Below are 16,078 nucleotides of genomic sequence, written 5' to 3'. Positions count from 1 at the left end.
CCTGCTCCCCCTCGGCCCGGCTTCGTCAGTCGCCCGCCGGCACGGCCCGGCGCCCAGCGCCGCCGCCCTGGCCGGGAAGCGGCGGCGCCGCCTTGCTCCCGCTCGGCCTTGCTACCCGCCCCGGCTTCGTGACGTCGCCCGCCGGCACGGCCCAGCGCCCGATGCCGCCGCCCTGGCCGGGGACCGGCGCCGCCTTGCTCCCCTCGGCCCCGCCGCCCGCCCCGGCTTCGTGACGTCGCCCGCCGGCACGGCCCAGCGCCCGATGCCGCCGCCCTGGCCGGGGCCCGGCGCCGCCTTGCTCCCCTCGGCCCCGCCGCCCGCCCCGGCTTCGTGACGTTGCCCGCCGGCACGGCCCAGCGCCCGATGCCGCCGCCCTGGCCGGGGACCGGCGCCGCCTTGCTCCCCTCGGCCCCGCCGCCCGCCCCGGCTTCCTCACGTGCGCCGCAGTGCACTGCCCCCGGCCGTCGGCAGGAACGCACCGGCCGCCGTCCCGAGAGCCGCCGGCAGGCCTCCCTCGGCGCCGCGGCTCTCGGCGCGGGCCTGACCGGCGGCCGTACCCGAGGGACCGTCCGCGGCGGGCCCGGCGCGGCCGGCAATCGCCCGCGGGCGCGGTCTCGAAAGTGTGAGAGGGGCCGCGTGCGCGGCGTGGGTGCTTCGCCGCTCCCGCGCCCTGCTCCGAGAGTGAGGTCGGTGAATATGCCGGCGGCCCACTCGGGCGGGAGTGCCCGTGCCCGGCCCGGGAGCGACGCCGACCCGGTGGACCCGGAGCGGCCCGATGCCACGGTCGCGACGCTCCGGAAGCTCCCGGTCGAGGTCGGCGGCCTCCAGCCGACGACCCCCGGGCGAGGCGGTACCTTCGTGCTCACGCCGATGAGGAGAGTGAACGTGAGCAAGTTCGTGCGGCCCGCAGCCGAGGGTGCCGACCCGTTCGGGACCGCCCGTCTCCGGCGAGGTGTCCTCGACGCCTGGGCCACCAGCCCCGCCCGGTTCCGTGAGGACGCCAACGCCGAGGAGGACCTGGTCCTCGGCGGCTACCGGGACCGGCTCGTCGTGGAGCTCGCGCAGAACGCGGCCGACGCGGCGGCCCGCGCCGGCGTCCCCGGCCGCTTCCGCCTCACCCTGCGCGACGGCGTCCTGTTCGCCTCCAACACCGGCGCCCCGCTGGACGCGGCCGGCGCCGAATCCCTCTCCACCCTGCGCGCCTCCGCGAAGCGGGAGGAGACCGAGGGGTCCGTCGGCCGGTTCGGCGTCGGCTTCGCGGCCGTGCTCGCGGTGACGGACGAGCCCGCCGTCGTCGGCCGGCACGGCGGCGTCCGCTGGTCCCTCGCCGAGGCCCGGGAACTGGCCGAGGAGACCGCGGCGCACAGCTCCGGGCTCGGCGACGAGATCCGCCGCCGGGACGGTCATGTCCCGCTGCTCCGGCTCCCGTTCGCCGCCGAGGGAACCGCCCCGGACCCGTACGACACCGTCGTCATCCTGCCACTGCGGGACACCGCCGCCGCCGACCTCGCCGAGCGCCTCCTGGACGCCGTCGACGACGCCCTCCTGCTCGCCCTGCCGGGGCTGGAGGAGGTCGTGATCGAGAACGGCGACCAGCCGGTCCGCACCCTGCGCCGCGACACCGACGGCGCCCACACGGTCGTGTCGGACTCACGGCACGGCACGACCCGCTGGCGTACCGTCTCCGCGCACGGCGCGCTCACCCCGGACCTGCTCGCGGACCGGCCGGTCGAGGAGCGGCTGCGTCCGCACTGGTCGCTGACCTGGGCCGTACCCACCGACGGCCAGGGCGCCCCGGACCGCCCGCGCACCGCCTCCGTCGTGCACGCGCCCACCCCCAGCGACGAGCCCCTCGGCGTGCCCGCCCTGCTCATCGCGTCCTTCCCGCTCGACACCACCCGCCGGCACACCGCCCCCGGCCCGCTCACCGACTTCCTGGTGCAGCGCGCGGCCGACGCGTACGCCGAACTGCTGGCCGGCTGGCGGCCGGTGGGGGAGGAGATCATCCACCTCGTGCCCGGCCCGCTCGGCAAGGGCGAGCTGGACGGCGCGCTGCGCCAGGCGATCCTGGACCGGCTGCCGCGCACCGCCTTCCTGCCGCCGGCCGTCGAGCCCGGCGGCGCCGAGGACGCCGACGACCCCGGCCTTCCGGAGGCGCTGCGCCCGCGGGACGCGGAGATCGTGGAGGGGGCGGGCGCGGAGACCGTCCGCGTCCTCGCCGAGGTGCTGCCCACCCTGCTGCCCGCCGGTCTCGAGCGCCGGGTGGAACTGCGCACGCTGTCCGTCGCCCGGCTGCCGCTCGCCGACGCGATCGACCGGCTGGCCGGCCTGGAGAAGGACCCGGACTGGTGGTGGCGGCTCTACGACAGCCTCGCGGGCGTCGACCCGGACCGGCTGTCCGGCCTGCCCGTGCCGCTCGCCGACGGCCGTACGGCCATCGGCCCCCGCCAGGTGCTCCTGCCCACCCCGGACTCGGCCGCCATCGACCCCGGGACGCTCGCCCGGCTCGGCCTCAAGGTCGCCCACCAGGACGCCACCCACCCCCTCCTGGAGAAGCTCGGCGCCCTTCCCGCGTCCCCGCGGGCGGTGCTCACCACCCCGCAGGTGCGGGCCGCGGTGGCCGCCTCCCTCGACGACGAGGGCGGTGTGCTGTGGGAGGAGGACGCCCTGGACACCGAGGAACTCGCGGACACCGTGCTGGCGTTGGTGCGCGACGCCGGTCTGGCGCCCGGTGACGAGCCCTGGCTGGGCGCGCTCGCCCTGCCGGACGAGGACGGCGAACTGGCCCCAGCGGGCGAACTGGTGCTCCCGGGCAGCCCCTTCGCGCGGATCATCCGCGAGGACGAACTGGCCGCCGTCGACGCCGAACTGGCCGAGAAGTGGGGCGAGCAGCCCCTGGCCGCCTGCGGGGTCCTCGCCAACTTCGCGCTCGTCCGGGCCACCGACGTGGTCCTGGACCCGGACGAACTGGAGCCCCGCGAGGGCGACTTCGCGGAGCCCGACGACGCCGGGCTGCTGGACGCGGTCGACGTCTGGAGCGAGGACATCCTCGACCGTTTCCCGGACTCTCCCGTGCCGCCGGTCGCCACCGAACTGATCGCCGTCCGCGACCTCGACCTCGTCGACGACGACCACTGGCCCGAGGCCCTGGCCCTGCTCGCCCAGCCGCCCCTGCGGGACGCCCTCACCCAGCCGGTCCGGGTCCTGCTGCCGGACGGCACCCACGAGGTCGTACGCCCGTACACGGCCTGGTGGCTGCGCGGTCACCCGGTCCTGGACGGCCGCCGCCCCGCGGGCCTGCTGGCGGCCGGCGGCGACCCGCTGCTGCGCGGCCTCTACGAGGAGGCCGACGCGACCGGCTTCGGGGACGAGCAGGTGCTGCGGGCGCTGGGCGTACGGACGTCGGTGGCCGCGCTCCTCGACGAGCCCGGCGGCGCCGCCGAACTCCTGGACCGCCTGGCCGACCCCGACCGTCCGGTGACCGCCACCCAACTGCACGCCCTCTACGGCGCGCTGGCCGACCTGGACCCCGACCAGGTCACGCTGCCCGACGAGGTGCGTGCGGTGATCGACGGCCGCGTGACGGTGGTGGACGCGGCGGACGCGGTGGTCGTCGACTCCCCGGACCTGCTCCCGTTCACGACCGGCGTCCCGCTGCTGCCGGTACGCCCCGCGCGGGCCGCCGAGTTGGCGGAACTGTTCCAGGTCCGGCGGCTGAGCGAGTCGGTGACGGGCTCGGTCGACTCGCAGGGCACGGAACACGACGTCCCGGAGCCGGTCCACGTCCTGCTGGGCCCGCGCACCCCGCGGACGTACGTCGAGCACGAGGAACTGGTGGTCGACGGGGTCGAGATCGACTGGCGCCTCACCGGCGACGGCACCCTGCACGCCGCGACCCTGGAGGGCGTCGCGGCCGGGCTCGCCTGGGCGGCCGGCCAGTGGCCCCGCCGCTTCGAGGTGGCGGCGCTCCTGGAGGACCCGTCCCGCACGGAGGAGCTGGCCCGGGACCGCTGGTTCGACTGAGAAGCCGCAGGAGACGCAGTCCGGTCGTAAAGGAAGTAAAAACTGGCCGGATTGCGTCTCACCCGTACAACCATTCACACCTCTCGTGGATCACATCATCCGAGTCAACAGACTCCCTAGTTCTCCGGGCCTCGCGCCCACTCTTCTCCACGTGGGGAATCCATGCGCATTCGTGCCACTGTGGCCGCCGTCTCCGGCGCCCTGGCCCTGTCCGCGTTCGTCGCTCCGGCCGCTCACGCCGTCGGCAGCACCGCGCCGGACGTCACCTTCTCCAACATGAAGGTCAACGGTGGCAAGGCCATCGTCGTGCCCGCCACGGGCTCCGTGAAGTTCACGATCACCTACAAGGTGACCCACGCCGCCGGCCTGAAGACCAGCGACTTCTTCGCCATGCCGGTCATCTACCACGGCTCCACGATCGAGAAGTCCGAGTACGGCGTCGCCCCGTCCGGCGAGCCCACCTGCACGGACAGCTCGACGACCGTCCAGAGCTGCAAGGCCACCCTGAGCGTCAGCCGCGCCGACCTGGTCAACAGCATCGCCGGTACCTGGCAGTCCGGCGGCATCGCCTTCGACAAGAACTTCGACAACCCCACGTTCACGAACAACCTGGGCAAGGTCTCGGTCCAGCGCCTGTCCAAGCTGACCGTCAACGCCACCCCCGAGCCGGTCAAGAAGGGCCGGACCATCACGGTCACCGGCTCCCTGACCCGCGCCAACTGGGACGCGAAGAAGTACTCGGGCTACGCGAGCCAGTCGGTGAAGCTGCAGTTCCGCAAGAAGGGCTCCAGCACCTACACCACCCTGAAGACCATCAAGTCGTCCTCCACGGGCGCCCTGAAGACGACGACCACGGCGACGGTCGACGGCTACTACCGCTACTCCTTCGCGGGTACGTCCACGACCCCGGCGGTCAACGCCACCGGCGACTACGTCGACGTGCAGTAGCAAGCGCCCCGTAAGGGGCGCGGGGAACTGCGCGACCAGCCCCCACCGGGCCCGCGCGGTTCCCACCGCCCCGCATCACACCGGCCACCTCCGCTCCACCCACTTCCAGAGGAACTCCAGCAGCACCGACGCCACCACCGCCACCCCCACCGCGGTCCACGGCATCACCACCCCCACCAGCTTCAGCGCGAAGAAGCTCTGCAACGCCGGCACCGCCAGCACGCAGACGAACGCCACACCCATCGACGCGACCAGGACCACCCGCCACCAGGTGTAGGGGCGGGCGACGATCGCCAGGATCCACATCGAGACCAGGAACAGGGTCAGGGTCGCCGCGCTGGTCTCCGCGTCCAGCGAGTCACCGCCCGTGTAGGAGTGGCGGGCGAGCAGGTACGTCACGAAGGTCGCGACCCCGGCCACCACCCCGCCCGGGATCGAGTAGCGCATCACCCGGCGGACGAAGTGCGGTCTGGCCCGTTCCTTGTTGGGGGCCAGCGCGAGGAAGAACGCCGGGACGCCGATGGTGAGGGTCGACAGCAGCGTCAGGTGCCGGGGCAGGAAGGGGTATTCGACCTGCCAGCAGACCACGAGCACCGCCAGCAGCACCGAGTACACCGTCTTGACCAGGAAGAGCGTCGCGACCCGCGTGATGTTGCCGATCACCCGGCGGCCCTCGGCCACCACCGAGGGCAGGGTGGCGAAGCTGTTGTCGAGCAGCACGATCTGGGCGACCGCCCGGGTCGCCTCGGACCCGGAACCCATCGCGACCCCGATGTCGGCGTCCTTCAGGGCGAGCACGTCGTTCACGCCGTCGCCGGTCATCGCGACCGTGTGCCCGCGTGACTGCAGCGCCCCCACCATGTCCCGCTTCTGCTGCGGGGTGACCCGCCCGAACACCGTGCCCCGGTCCAGCGCCTCGGCCAGGTCGCCGGGGTCGGCGGGCAGCCGGCGCGCGTCCACCGTCGTACCGCTCAGCCCGAGCTTCGCGGCCACGGCACCGACCGACACCGCGTTGTCGCCGGAGATGACCTTCGCGCGGACGTCCTGGTCGGCGAAGTAGCGCAGGGTGTCGGCCGCGTCCGGGCGCAGCCGCTGTGCCAGGACCACCAGCGCGGTCGGACGGGCGCCCTCGGCCACCCTCGCGTGGTCGAGGTCCCGGGCGGCGCGGGCCAGCAGCAGCACCCGCAGCCCCTCCTCGTTGAGGCGCACGGTTTCGGCCAGGGCCGGGTCGTCGGCGCCGAGCAGCACGTCCGGCGCCCCCAGCAGCCAGGTGCTGGTCTCCCCGTCGCCCTCGCTGAAGGTGGCCCCGCTGTACTTGCGGGCGGAGGAGAACGGCAGCGACTCCACGCACCGCCACTCCTCGCTGTCGGGACAGGCCTCGATGATCGCCTGGAGGGAGGCGTTGGGGCGCGGGTCGGACTCGCCGAGCGAGCCCAGCACGGTACGGATGTACGACTCGTCGGCCCCGTTCAGTGCCCGCAGCTCGGTGACGTCCATGCCGCCCTCGGTGAGGGTGCCGGTCTTGTCGAGGCAGACGGTGTCGATGCGGGCCAGGCCCTCGATCGCGGGGAGTTCCTGGACCAGGCACTGCTGCCGGCCCAGCCGGATCACGCCGATCGCGAAGGCGACGGAGGTGAGGAGCACGAGGCCTTCGGGCACCATCGGGACGATGCCGCCGACCGTGCGGGCCACGGCGTCCTTGATGCCGTTGTTCTTCACGACCAGCTGGGTGACGACCAGGCCGATCGCGGCCGGGACCATCATCCAGGTCACGTACTTGAGGATGGTCGAGATGCCGGTGCGCAGCTCGGAGTGGACGAGGGTGAAGCGGGACGCCTCCTCGGCGAGCCGGGCCGCGTAGGCCTCCCGGCCGACCTTGGTCGCCGTGAACGCGCCACCGCCCGCCACCACGAAGGAACCCGACATCACGTGGTCGCCGGGGCGTTTGACGACCGGGTCGGCCTCGCCGGTGAGCAGCGACTCGTCGATCTCCAGGCCGTCGGCCTCGGCGCAGGCGCCGTCCACGACGATCTTGTCGCCGGGGCCGATCTCGATCAGGTCGTCCAGCACGATCTCGCTCGTGCCCACTTCGACGGCGGCCCCGTCCCGGCGCACGGTCGGCCGGGCCTCGCCGATCACCGCGAGCGAGTCCAGGGTCTGCTTCGCCCGCCACTCCTGCACGATGCCGATGCCCGTGTTGGCGAGGATCACGAAGCCGAACAGGCTGTCCTGGATCGGCGCCACGACCAGCATGACCACCCACAGCACACCGATGATCGCGTTGAACCGGGTGAACACGTTGGCGCGCACGATCTCGCCGAACGAGCGGCTGCTGCGCAGCGGTACGTCGTTCACCTGGCCCCGGGCGACCCGCTCCGCGACCTCGGCCGTCGTCAGGCCGGCGGCCCTGGCCGGGGCGGGCAGCGGTACGGGGTGCACGGGGTCGAGCTCGGCGCCCGCGTCGATGTGCTGCATGCATTCGACGGTACGTGCGGATTTGCACGTTCACCTGCCGAGTGCACCAAAGATCCGACCGGGGGATGACCGATGTCGTGCGTAGGTTGTAGCCGACGCGGCGGGGGTCCTACAGGGAGCGTGCCGCTTCCGCCCGCTTGATCGCCGCGTCGCGCTTCTTCACGTACCAGACGCCGATCAGCCCGAGTCCGCCGCCGGCCAGGCAGGTCCAGATCCACCAGGTGTGGCCGTGGTCGGAGTACCAGCCGTAGAACGGGAGCTGGGCCAGGAAGAGGACGAACCAGACGATCGTGCCGCCGATGATCGTCGGCACGACCGGCCCCTCCAGGGGTTCCGGTGCCTCGTGCTTGGGGGTCCACTTCGCCATGGCGTTCAGCTTACGCACCCCCGTGCCCGGCCTGGGGTCTACGCGCGGAGATAGCGATCTAGTAATCATACGTTCATACTGAAACCGTTTGTCTCTGGCCACTTCTGCTCGTAGGAACCTCCAATGTCGACCCCGGCTTCCACCAAGGCCCCCGCCCCCGAACAGCCGGGTGCGACTCCCGCGTACGGCGCACTCGACCGTTACTTCAAGATCTCCGAGCGGGGCAGCACCCTGGGCCGCGAGGTGCGCGGCGGCTTCGCCACGTTCTTCGCGATGGCCTACATCATCGTGCTGAACCCGATCATCCTCGGCAGCGCGAAGGACGTGTACGGGCATCAGCTCGACCACGGTCAGCTGGTCACCGCCACCGTCATCACCGCGGCCTTCACGACGCTGCTCATGGGCGTCATCGGCAACGTCCCGATCGCCCTGGCCGCCGGCCTCGGCGTGAACTCCGTCGTCGCGCTCCAGCTGGCACCCCGGATGTCCTGGCCGGACGCCATGGGCATGGTGGTGCTGGCCGGCATCGTCGTGATGCTGCTGGTCGCCAGCGGTCTGCGCGAGCGCGTCATGAACGCCGTCCCCTACAGCCTGCGCAAGGCGATCTCCATCGGCATCGGCCTGTTCATCATGCTGATCGGCCTGGTGGACTCCGGCTTCGTCACCCGCATCCCGGACGCCGCCCAGACCACCGTCCCGCTCCAGCTCGGCAACGACGGTCACCTCAACGGCTGGCCGGTCCTGGTCTTCGTGCTCGGCGCGCTGCTCACCCTCGCCCTGATCGTCCGCAAGGTCTCCGGCGCGATCCTCATCTCGATCGTCGCGATGACCGTGCTGGCGCTGATCATCCACGCCGTCGCCCATGTCACGTCCTGGGGCCTGACCACCCCGAAGTGGCCCGGCAACCCCGTCTCCACCCCGGACTTCGGCCTGCTCGGCAAGGTCAGCCTGTTCGGCGGCTTCGACAAGGTCGGCGTGCTGACCGGCGTCCTGTTCGTCTTCACGGTCCTGCTGTCCTGCTTCTTCGACGCCATGGGCACGATCATGGGCGTCAGCGACGAGGCCAAGCTGACCGACGCCCAGGGCTACATGCCGGGCATCAACAAGGTCCTCTTCATCGACGGTGTCGCGGTCGCCGCCGGCGGTGCCAGCTCCTCCTCGGCCACCACCTGCTTCGTGGAGTCGACGGCCGGCGTCGGCGAGGGCGCCCGTACCGGCTTCGCCAACGTCGTCACCGGCGGTCTCTTCGTCGTGGCGCTGTTCCTGACGCCCGTGGCCACGATGGTCCCGTCCCAGGCCGCCACTCCGGCGCTGCTCGCGGTCGGCTTCCTGATCCTGGCCGGCTCGATCAAGGAGATCGACTGGGCGGACTACACCCTCGCGATCCCGGCCTTCGTGACCATGGTGATGATGCCGTTCACCTACTCGATCACGAACGGCATCGGCATGGGCTTCATCACCTTCGTGCTCATGCGCCTCGCCGTCGGCAGGGCCAAGGAGATCCCGGTCGCGATGTACGTCGTCTCGGCGGTCTTCGCCTTCTACTACCTGATGCCGGCCCTCGGCCTGACCTGACGGCCCAGGGTCTGACGGCCCCGGGGTCCGACCTGGTCCCTCAGGTGACCCCGTAGAACCTCTCCGTCTCCTCGACGGCGGCCGAGAACCGCTCGTCGAAGTCGTCGCGAATGAGCGTCCGGACCACGTAGTCCTGGACGCTCATTCCTCTTTTGGCCGCGTGGCGCCGGAGCCGGTCGAGCAGCTCTTTGTCTATCCGCAGGCTGAGCACACTGGTCCCCATGGGTACGAGGGCGCCACATCCGCGCCTGCGGTGCGTCACTTTCCGGACTTGCCTCACTCGTACGGGTGATATTGCGGTTCAGTGGCCGAGGTCACGGGCATTTGGCGTGTCCCGAGTGGTCCTTAGTTAGAGTAACGAGTTACTGTGGAGAACATGTCGGACCTCACCCATGGCGACGACGCGGCCGCCGTGAACTCTCTCCGCTCCGCCGTGATGCGGCTCTCGCGACGGCTCAAGCACCAGCGGGTCGACGAGTCGCTGAGCCCCACCGAGATGTCGGTGCTGGGCACCCTCTCCCGCTGCGGCCAGGCCACCCCCGGTGAACTCGCCCGCAAGGAGCACGTCCAGCCGCCCTCGATGACCCGCATCGTGGCACTGCTGGAGGCCAAGGGACTGGTCCGGCTGGAGCCGCACCCCGACGACCGGCGCCAGAAGGTCGTCACCAGGACCGAGCAGGCCGAGGCGATGCTCGAGGAGAGCCGCCGCAAGCGCAACGCGTTCCTGGCCGGCCTGGTCGACGGTCTCGACGAGGACGAGTGGGCGAAGCTGCGCGCAGCCGCCCCCGTACTGGAGAAGCTCGCACATCTGTAAGACGCTCTACGAGGAGGCGAACCCACTTTGAGTACGGGATCCGGAGCACCTTCCGCCCCCGCACCGACCGCCCCTACTACCCCCACATCCCGCAAGTCGTCGATGTTCAGCTCGCTGAAGGTCAGGAACTACCGCCTGTTCTTCGCGGGCCAGGTCGTCTCGAACATCGGCACCTGGATGCAGCGCATCGCCCAGGACTGGCTGGTCCTCAGCCTCACCGGCTCCGCGACGGCCGTCGGTGTCACCACCGCCCTGCAGTTCCTGCCGATGCTGCTCTTCGGCCTCTACGGCGGAGTCCTCGTCGACCGGCTGAACAAGCGGCGCGCCCTCCTCGTCACCCAGAGCGCCATGGGCCTCACCGGCATCGCGCTCGCGCTGCTGACCCTCTCCGGACACGTCCAGGTCTGGCACGTCTACCTCGCCGCCTTCTTCGTCGGCCTCGCCACGGTCGTCGACAACCCGGCCCGCCAGTCCTTCGTCTCCGAGATGGTCGGCCCGGCCCAGTTGCAGAACGCGGTCAGCCTGAACTCCGCGAACTTCCAGTCGGCCCGCCTCGTCGGCCCCGCCGTCGCCGGTCTGATGATCACCGGCGTGGGCACGGGCTGGGCGTTCCTCTTCAACGGCCTGTCCTTCGTCGCCCCGATCGTCGGCCTGGTGCTGATGCGCGCACGTGACCTGCACGTCGTGCAGCGCGCGCCGAGAGGCAAGGGCCAGCTCCGGGAGGGCCTGCACTACGTCGCCGGCCGCCCCGACCTCATCTGGACCATCGTCCTGATCGGGTTCGTCGGCACCTTCGGCTTCAACTTCCCGGTGTACCTGTCCGCCTTCGCCGACGACGTCTTCCACGCGGGCGCCGGCTCCTACAGCCTCTTCAACACGCTGATGGCGGTCGGCTCCCTGGTCGGCGCCCTGCTCGCGGCCAGGCGCGGTACGGCCAGGATGCGCGTGATGATCGCGGCCGCGGTCGCCTTCGGAACCCTGGAGGTGGTGGCCGCCACGGCACCGTCCCTGTGGCTGTTCGCCCTGCTGATGGTGCCGATCGGCATGTTCGGGATGACCGTCAACGTCACGGGCAACACCACGGTCCAGATGGGCACCGACCCGGCCATGCGCGGCCGGGTGATGGCCCTCTACATGATGGTGTTCATGGGCGGCTCGCCCATCGGCGCCCCCATCGCCGGCTGGATCACGGACGCGTACGGCGTCCGGGCGGGCCTCGCCGTCGGCGGCGCGATCGCCGGCGCCGCGGCGGTCGGCATCGGCCTCGTCCTGGCCCGCGTCGGCAACCTGCGGCTCTCCGTCGCCTGGCACCGCGGCCACCCCCGGGTCCGCTTCGTCCCGAGAGAAACCCAGGAACAACTGGCCCCGGCGGCCTGACCCCGGCCCTCCGGCGCACGCTCCCTCGGATGGCAGGGTGGGCGGTATGAGACTCTTCGCCGCTGTGCTGCCGCCCGCCGACGTGGCCGGGGAACTCGCCGGTGCCGTCGACCGGCTGCGCCGGATGCCGGGTGCGGACGCGCTGCGCTGGACCGGGCGGCCCGGCTGGCACTACACGCTCGCGTTCTACGGCGAGGTCGAGGACGCCGTCGTACCGGACCTCTCGGAGCGGCTGGCCCGCGCGGCGCACCGTACCGCGCCCTTCACGCTGGCCGTCGCGGGCGGCGGGCAGTTCGGGCACGGCCGGGCCCTGTGGGCGGGGGCCGACGGCGACCTGGCCGCCCTGCGCCTGCTGGCCGACCGCGCGGAGGCGGCGGCGCGCAAGGCGGGCGTGCCGATGGGGGAGCACCGCCGCTACCGGGCCCACCTGACCGTGGCCAGGAGCCGGGAGGCGGTGGACACACGGCCGTACGTCGCGCTGCTCGCGGAGTTCGCGAGCCGGAGCTGGACGGTGGGGGAGCTGGCGCTGGTGCGCAGCAGCCTGCCGACGTCGGGGGTGCCGGGGGAGCAGCCGCGGTACGAGGTGGTCGCCCGCTGGGGGCTGGGCGCGGCCGGTTAGGCTCGTCGCGTGGACCCGAAGACCCGGAACCGGATCATGGCCGGTGTGCTTGTGCTGTTGTTCGTGGTGGTTGCCCTGGCCTCCGCGATGAGGTGAGGACGGGACGGGGAACTGCGCCGCCGCTGTCGGCTGCGGGCCGCCGGTGACCGGTCGCGCAGTTCCCCCACCCCTGAGGGGCGCTCGTCCCTACGGGGCGCTCACCAGGCGAAGGCCTCCGGGGACGGCCCCGGGCCCGGGAAGACCTCGTCCAGGCCGGTCAGGAGCTCGTCGCTCAGTTCCAGCTCCACCGCCCGCAGCGCGGACGCCAGCTGCTCGGCGGTGCGCGGGCCGACGATCGGGCCGGTGACACCCGGCCGGGTCAGCAGCCAGGCCAGCGCGGCCTCGCCCGGCTCCACGCCGTGCTTGTCGAGCAGGTCCTCGTAGGCCTGCACCTGGGCGCGGAGGGTGGTGTTGGCGAGGGCGTCGGCGGCCCGGCCACCGGCCCGGCGGCCGCCCTCCACCTCCTTCTTGATCACGCCGCCGAGCAGGCCGCCGTGCAGCGGCGACCAGGGGATCACCCCGAGGCCGTACTCCTGCGCGGCCGGGATCACCTCCATCTCGGCGCGCCGCTCGGCGAGGTTGTAGAGGCACTGCTCGCTGACCAGCCCGATGGTCCCGCCGCGCCGGGCGGCGATCTCGTTGGCCTGGGCGATCTTGTACCCGGGGAAGTTGGACGACCCCACGTACAGGATCTTGCCCTGCTGCACCAGCACGTCGATGGCCTGCCAGATCTCCTCGAAGGGGGTCCGGCGGTCGACGTGGTGGAACTGGTAGAGGTCGATGTGGTCGGTCTGGAGCCGCTTGAGGCTCGCGTCCACGGCGCGCCGGATGTTCAGCGCGGAGAGCTTGTCGTGGTTGGGCCAGGCGTCGCCGTCGGCGGCCATGTTGCCGTACACCTTGGTGGCGAGCACGACCTTGTCGCGGTGCGCGGGGTCCTTGGCGAACCAGTTGCCGATGATGGTCTCGGTACGGCCCTTGTTCTCACCCCAGCCGTACACATTGGCGGTGTCGAAGAAGTTGATGCCCGCGTCCAGCGCCGCGTCCATGATCGCGTGGCTGTCGGCCTCGTCGGTCTGCGGGCCGAAGTTCATGGTGCCGAGGACGAGTCGGCTGACCTTGAGTCCGGTACGTCCGAGCTGCGTGTACTTCATGGTCACCCAGCCAACGGCGTGGAGTGCGCTCTAGGCAAGGACCCGCGGAAAAGTGGGACCGGGACCTGGCCACATGCTGTGCACAAAGGGCTAGTCGGTGGGGAACTCGGCGGTGTTCAGGGTGAGTCCGAGCACGGTTCCCGTGAGGTCGACGTCAGCCCCGAACGCGACCCGTGTCTCGGTCGTGTAGTCGTCGCCCTTGGGGTGGGTGTAGACGTGACAGCGGCGCTGGTAGGGGTCGGCGATCAGGTAGACGGGGACCTCGGCCGTGGCGTAGGCGGTCTTCTTGGCGCCGTAGTCGTTCGCCGCCGTGCCCTTGGAGATGACCTCGGCCACGAACTCGACGTCCTGGTGGCGCCAGAGCCCGCTGTCCGTCTTGGCGGCGTCCTCGGCCATCAACGTGACGTCTGACGCGAACCCGTTGAGGTGCCCCGGATAGTCGATGCGGACGTCGGACTTGACCCGCTTCCGGGGGTACTTGGTCCGCAACTGCTCGTAGATGTCCGCGATGATCTCCCAGTGGGTGTCCCGCTGTGGCGACATGAAGACGGTCCCCTCGACGATCTCGACCTTGTATCCCTCGGGGGCGGGCATCTTCTCGATCTGCTCGAACAGCTCGTCGAGCGTGATCTCGTCGTCGCTCTTGGCCATCGCGATCCTGTCTTCGAGGACGGTCATCCTGGCGCTCCTCCCCGGCCGCCCTCCGCACGAGTGCGACCGCGCGGTTCAACGATACGCACGGTGACCGGGCAACGGCGGTTTTCGGTCAGTCCGTTCCCGCCTCGTACGGCTGTCCCAGGCCCCACCCCTGCCACATCGCCTCCGCGAACGCCCCCGCGATCCGGTGCTCCCCGCTCGCGTTCGGGTGCGTGCCGTCGTAGGTGTCCGTGTCGATGTCGTACGACTGCGGGGGCGAGGCCAGCAGGAGCGGTGACCGGGGCTCGTCCAGGTCGGCGACCGCCTTCGCGAGCAGCACGTTGAACCGGTCGACCTGGGCGGCGAACGCCTCGTCCGCGGCGGCCCGGATGTTCGGGATCACCGGCAGCAGCACCATCCGGATCCGCGGGCGGGCCTCCCGTGCCGCCGCCACGAAGGACCGGGCGTTCGCGGCCGTCTGCTCGGCGTTCGTGTAGAAGCCCAGGTCGATCAGGCCGAGGGAGACGAGCAGCACGTCCGCGCGGTGCGCCCGCACCGCCTCCCCGATCAGCGGGGCCATGTGCAGCCACCCCTCGCCCCAGCCGGCCAGGTGGGCGCCCGGGAAGCCGGGGTCGGCGTAGGCGTACGACGTCGGGGCCTCGGCCGACTTGTCGTACAGCGTCTCGCGCGGGCCGACCAGCGTGAACGGACCGCCGTACGTCGCGCACAGGTGCTGCCACATGCGGTACCGCCACGTGTGTTCGCCCGCGCTGCCGATCGTCATCGAGTCCCCGACGGGCATGAACCTGAGCATCCGCTCATGATGGACGATCAGCGGGAGGGGAGGGGCCGGGGCGGCATGTGAGGCCCACCACGTGCCGCGGGCCCGGTCGCCCTCGTGATCGAATCCGGCGCGGGATGGCAGGCTTGGCCCATGCGTCGACGACCGCTCGCCCTTCTCGCCGGGCTCCTGCTCACCGGTGCTCTCGCCGCCGCGCCCGCCTCCGCCGCCGACGGGAACGGCGGCGCGGGCGACCAGGGGTTCACGATCAAGGACCCGCGCATCACCGAGTCCAGCGGTCTCGCCGCCTCCCACCTTCACCCGGGCGTCTACTGGACCCACAACGACAGCGGCGACGGCCCGTACATCTACGCCGTCGACAGCGCGACCGGGAAGACCGTCGCGCGGATCACCCTCAGCGGCGTCGGAACGCCCCGCGACGTCGAGGCCATCTCGATCGGCCCCGGCAACCAGATCTACGTCGGCGACATCGGCGACAACCTCGACGGCAGCTGGCCGTACGTCTGGATCTACAAGCTGCCCGAGCCGAAGCGGCTCGTGGACCAGACGATCAAAGCGACGCAGTACGTCGTCAAGTACGCGAACGGCGCCCGGAACGCGGAGTCGCTCGTCGTGCACCCGAAAACGGGCCGGGTGTACATCATCGACAAGAAGGAGGACGGCGGGCATCTCTACGAGGGCCCCGCCACCCTCTCGGCGTCGGGCACGAACATCTTCAGGCCCGTCGCCGCCGTCGACCTCTGGGCCACCGACGCGGCCTTCTCCCCGGACGGCGGGCAACTCGCCGTACGCGGCTACTTCGGCGGGATCTACTACGACTGGAACGGCGGCCGGATCAAGCGGGCGGGGCGGCTGGACGTGCCGCTCCAGAAGCAGGGCGAGTCGATCAGCTACTCGCCCGACGGGACCAAGCTGTTGTACGGGAGCGAGGGCGTCGACAGCCCGGTGCAGGCGCAGGACGTGCCCGGCGGGTCCGGCAAGCGGTCCTCCGGCGACGGGACGCAGGCGGGCGGAGGCGGCAGTGACAGCGCGGCGTCCGGCGGGGTCAGGATCGGCGCCGTCGCTGTCGGTGTCGTCGCGCTCGTCTTCTTCGGGGTGCGGCGGCTGCGACGCCCCTCGGCCCGCGGGCACTGAACCCCGGTCGTACGTCTTGACGCGGTGATGGTGTGTCAGTTTCCTAAGAGGTGCGCGGTGAATGGGAGCGCTCCCATCGAGTTCCGCGGCCGCGCGCCCCCCAAGTGAGACTCCGTGA

13 protein-coding genes are annotated in these 16,078 nt (G+C 71.7%); 7 read left to right on the top strand and 6 right to left on the bottom strand.

Annotated features, from left to right (window positions below):
- The first annotated feature begins 885 nt into the window (after positions 1–885).
- Together AB0G52_RS10475 and AB0G52_RS10470 are read left to right on the top strand one after the other, a co-directional pair.
- On the top strand, positions 886–4,023 hold the full coding sequence (locus AB0G52_RS10475; RefSeq protein WP_361335644.1) for a molecular chaperone Hsp90: 3,138 nt from the start codon (positions 886–888) through the stop codon (positions 4,021–4,023).
- Positions 4,024–4,185: 162 nt separating this feature from the next.
- Positions 4,186–4,971 carry a hypothetical protein gene (locus AB0G52_RS10470; RefSeq protein ID WP_132891671.1) on the top strand — a complete coding sequence of 262 codons (786 nt, stop codon included), beginning with the start codon at positions 4,186–4,188 and terminating at the stop codon, positions 4,969–4,971.
- A gap of 75 nt (positions 4,972–5,046) precedes the next feature.
- On the opposite strand, the gene AB0G52_RS10465 is transcribed toward AB0G52_RS10470, so the two are convergent.
- Both AB0G52_RS10465 and AB0G52_RS10460 read right to left on the bottom strand, forming a co-directional pair.
- A complete protein-coding gene (locus AB0G52_RS10465; protein ID WP_361335641.1) occupies positions 5,047–7,446 on the bottom strand; it encodes an HAD-IC family P-type ATPase in 2,400 nt (799 codons plus the stop codon).
- 109 nt (positions 7,447–7,555) lie between these two features.
- A complete protein-coding gene (locus tag AB0G52_RS10460; protein ID WP_132891669.1) occupies positions 7,556–7,813 on the bottom strand; it encodes a DUF2530 domain-containing protein in 258 nt (85 codons plus the stop codon).
- A gap of 123 nt (positions 7,814–7,936) precedes the next feature.
- On the opposite strand from AB0G52_RS10460, the gene AB0G52_RS10455 reads away from it, so the two are divergent.
- Entirely contained in the window at positions 7,937–9,388 is a 1,452-nt protein-coding gene (locus tag AB0G52_RS10455; protein WP_132891668.1) for an NCS2 family permease, read from the top strand.
- Positions 9,389–9,428: 40 nt separating this feature from the next.
- Here AB0G52_RS10455 and AB0G52_RS10450 read toward each other — a convergent pair whose 3' ends face one another.
- Positions 9,429–9,611: a ribbon-helix-helix protein, CopG family gene (locus AB0G52_RS10450; RefSeq protein ID WP_132891667.1), complete on the bottom strand. Its 183-nt coding sequence runs from the start codon at positions 9,609–9,611 to the stop codon at positions 9,429–9,431.
- A 153-nt stretch (positions 9,612–9,764) separates the two neighbouring features.
- Between AB0G52_RS10450 and AB0G52_RS10445 the strand changes: the two genes are divergently transcribed.
- The 3 genes from AB0G52_RS10445 to thpR all read left to right on the top strand — a co-directional run bounded on the left by AB0G52_RS10445 (position 9,765) and on the right by thpR (position 12,198).
- Positions 9,765–10,202, top strand: a complete 438-nt coding sequence (locus AB0G52_RS10445) for a MarR family transcriptional regulator (protein WP_132891666.1) — start codon at positions 9,765–9,767, stop codon at positions 10,200–10,202.
- Positions 10,203–10,304: 102 nt separating this feature from the next.
- Entirely contained in the window at positions 10,305–11,579 is a 1,275-nt protein-coding gene (locus tag AB0G52_RS10440; RefSeq protein WP_361335637.1) for an MFS transporter, read from the top strand.
- A 46-nt stretch (positions 11,580–11,625) separates the two neighbouring features.
- A complete protein-coding gene (thpR, locus tag AB0G52_RS10435; protein WP_361335634.1) occupies positions 11,626–12,198 on the top strand; it encodes an RNA 2',3'-cyclic phosphodiesterase in 573 nt (190 codons plus the stop codon).
- Positions 12,199–12,395: 197 nt separating this feature from the next.
- On the opposite strand, the gene AB0G52_RS10430 is transcribed toward thpR, so the two are convergent.
- The 3 genes from AB0G52_RS10430 to AB0G52_RS10420 form a co-directional block, all read right to left on the bottom strand.
- A complete protein-coding gene (locus tag AB0G52_RS10430; protein ID WP_361335631.1) occupies positions 12,396–13,388 on the bottom strand; it encodes an aldo/keto reductase in 993 nt (330 codons plus the stop codon).
- Positions 13,389–13,478: 90 nt separating this feature from the next.
- Positions 13,479–14,066 carry a Uma2 family endonuclease gene (locus AB0G52_RS10425; protein WP_132891662.1) on the bottom strand — a complete coding sequence of 196 codons (588 nt, stop codon included), beginning with the start codon at positions 14,064–14,066 and terminating at the stop codon, positions 13,479–13,481.
- Positions 14,067–14,154: 88 nt separating this feature from the next.
- Positions 14,155–14,838, bottom strand: coding sequence for a GDSL-type esterase/lipase family protein (locus AB0G52_RS10420; protein ID WP_132891661.1), 684 nt, complete (start codon positions 14,836–14,838; stop codon positions 14,155–14,157).
- A gap of 120 nt (positions 14,839–14,958) precedes the next feature.
- On the opposite strand from AB0G52_RS10420, the gene AB0G52_RS10415 reads away from it, so the two are divergent.
- Positions 14,959–15,960 carry a WD40 repeat domain-containing protein gene (locus tag AB0G52_RS10415; RefSeq protein WP_361335628.1) on the top strand — a complete coding sequence of 334 codons (1,002 nt, stop codon included), beginning with the start codon at positions 14,959–14,961 and terminating at the stop codon, positions 15,958–15,960.
- Positions 15,961–16,078: the final 118 nt, after the last annotated feature.

It is taken from the genome of Streptomyces sp. NPDC021562 (genome assembly GCF_040640875.1).
Classification (GTDB): Bacteria; Actinomycetota; Actinomycetes; order Streptomycetales; family Streptomycetaceae; genus Streptomyces.
The sequence above is the reverse complement of the archived record's forward strand: the minus strand, read 5'-3'. Positions and strand labels throughout refer to the sequence as shown.

What these genes read in the sequence shown, in the direction of transcription:
- AB0G52_RS10420 (WP_132891661.1), bottom strand. Translation starts at nt 14,838, where the DNA reads ATGCTCAGGTTCATGCCCGTCGGGGACTCGATGACGATCGGCAGCGCG.
- AB0G52_RS10450 (WP_132891667.1), bottom strand. Translation starts at nt 9,611, where the DNA reads ATGGGGACCAGTGTGCTCAGCCTGCGGATAGACAAAGAGCTGCTCGAC.
- AB0G52_RS10415 (WP_361335628.1), top strand. Translation starts at nt 14,959, where the DNA reads ATGCGTCGACGACCGCTCGCCCTTCTCGCCGGGCTCCTGCTCACCGGT.
- AB0G52_RS10460 (WP_132891669.1), bottom strand. Translation starts at nt 7,813, where the DNA reads ATGGCGAAGTGGACCCCCAAGCACGAGGCACCGGAACCCCTGGAGGGG.
- thpR (WP_361335634.1), top strand. Translation starts at nt 11,626, where the DNA reads ATGAGACTCTTCGCCGCTGTGCTGCCGCCCGCCGACGTGGCCGGGGAA.
- AB0G52_RS10465 (WP_361335641.1), bottom strand. Translation starts at nt 7,446, where the DNA reads ATGCAGCACATCGACGCGGGCGCCGAGCTCGACCCCGTGCACCCCGTA.
- AB0G52_RS10470 (WP_132891671.1), top strand. Translation starts at nt 4,186, where the DNA reads ATGCGCATTCGTGCCACTGTGGCCGCCGTCTCCGGCGCCCTGGCCCTG.
- AB0G52_RS10445 (WP_132891666.1), top strand. Translation starts at nt 9,765, where the DNA reads ATGTCGGACCTCACCCATGGCGACGACGCGGCCGCCGTGAACTCTCTC.
- AB0G52_RS10430 (WP_361335631.1), bottom strand. Translation starts at nt 13,388, where the DNA reads ATGAAGTACACGCAGCTCGGACGTACCGGACTCAAGGTCAGCCGACTC.
- AB0G52_RS10455 (WP_132891668.1), top strand. Translation starts at nt 7,937, where the DNA reads ATGTCGACCCCGGCTTCCACCAAGGCCCCCGCCCCCGAACAGCCGGGT.
- AB0G52_RS10440 (WP_361335637.1), top strand. Translation starts at nt 10,305, where the DNA reads ATGTTCAGCTCGCTGAAGGTCAGGAACTACCGCCTGTTCTTCGCGGGC.
- AB0G52_RS10425 (WP_132891662.1), bottom strand. Translation starts at nt 14,066, where the DNA reads ATGACCGTCCTCGAAGACAGGATCGCGATGGCCAAGAGCGACGACGAG.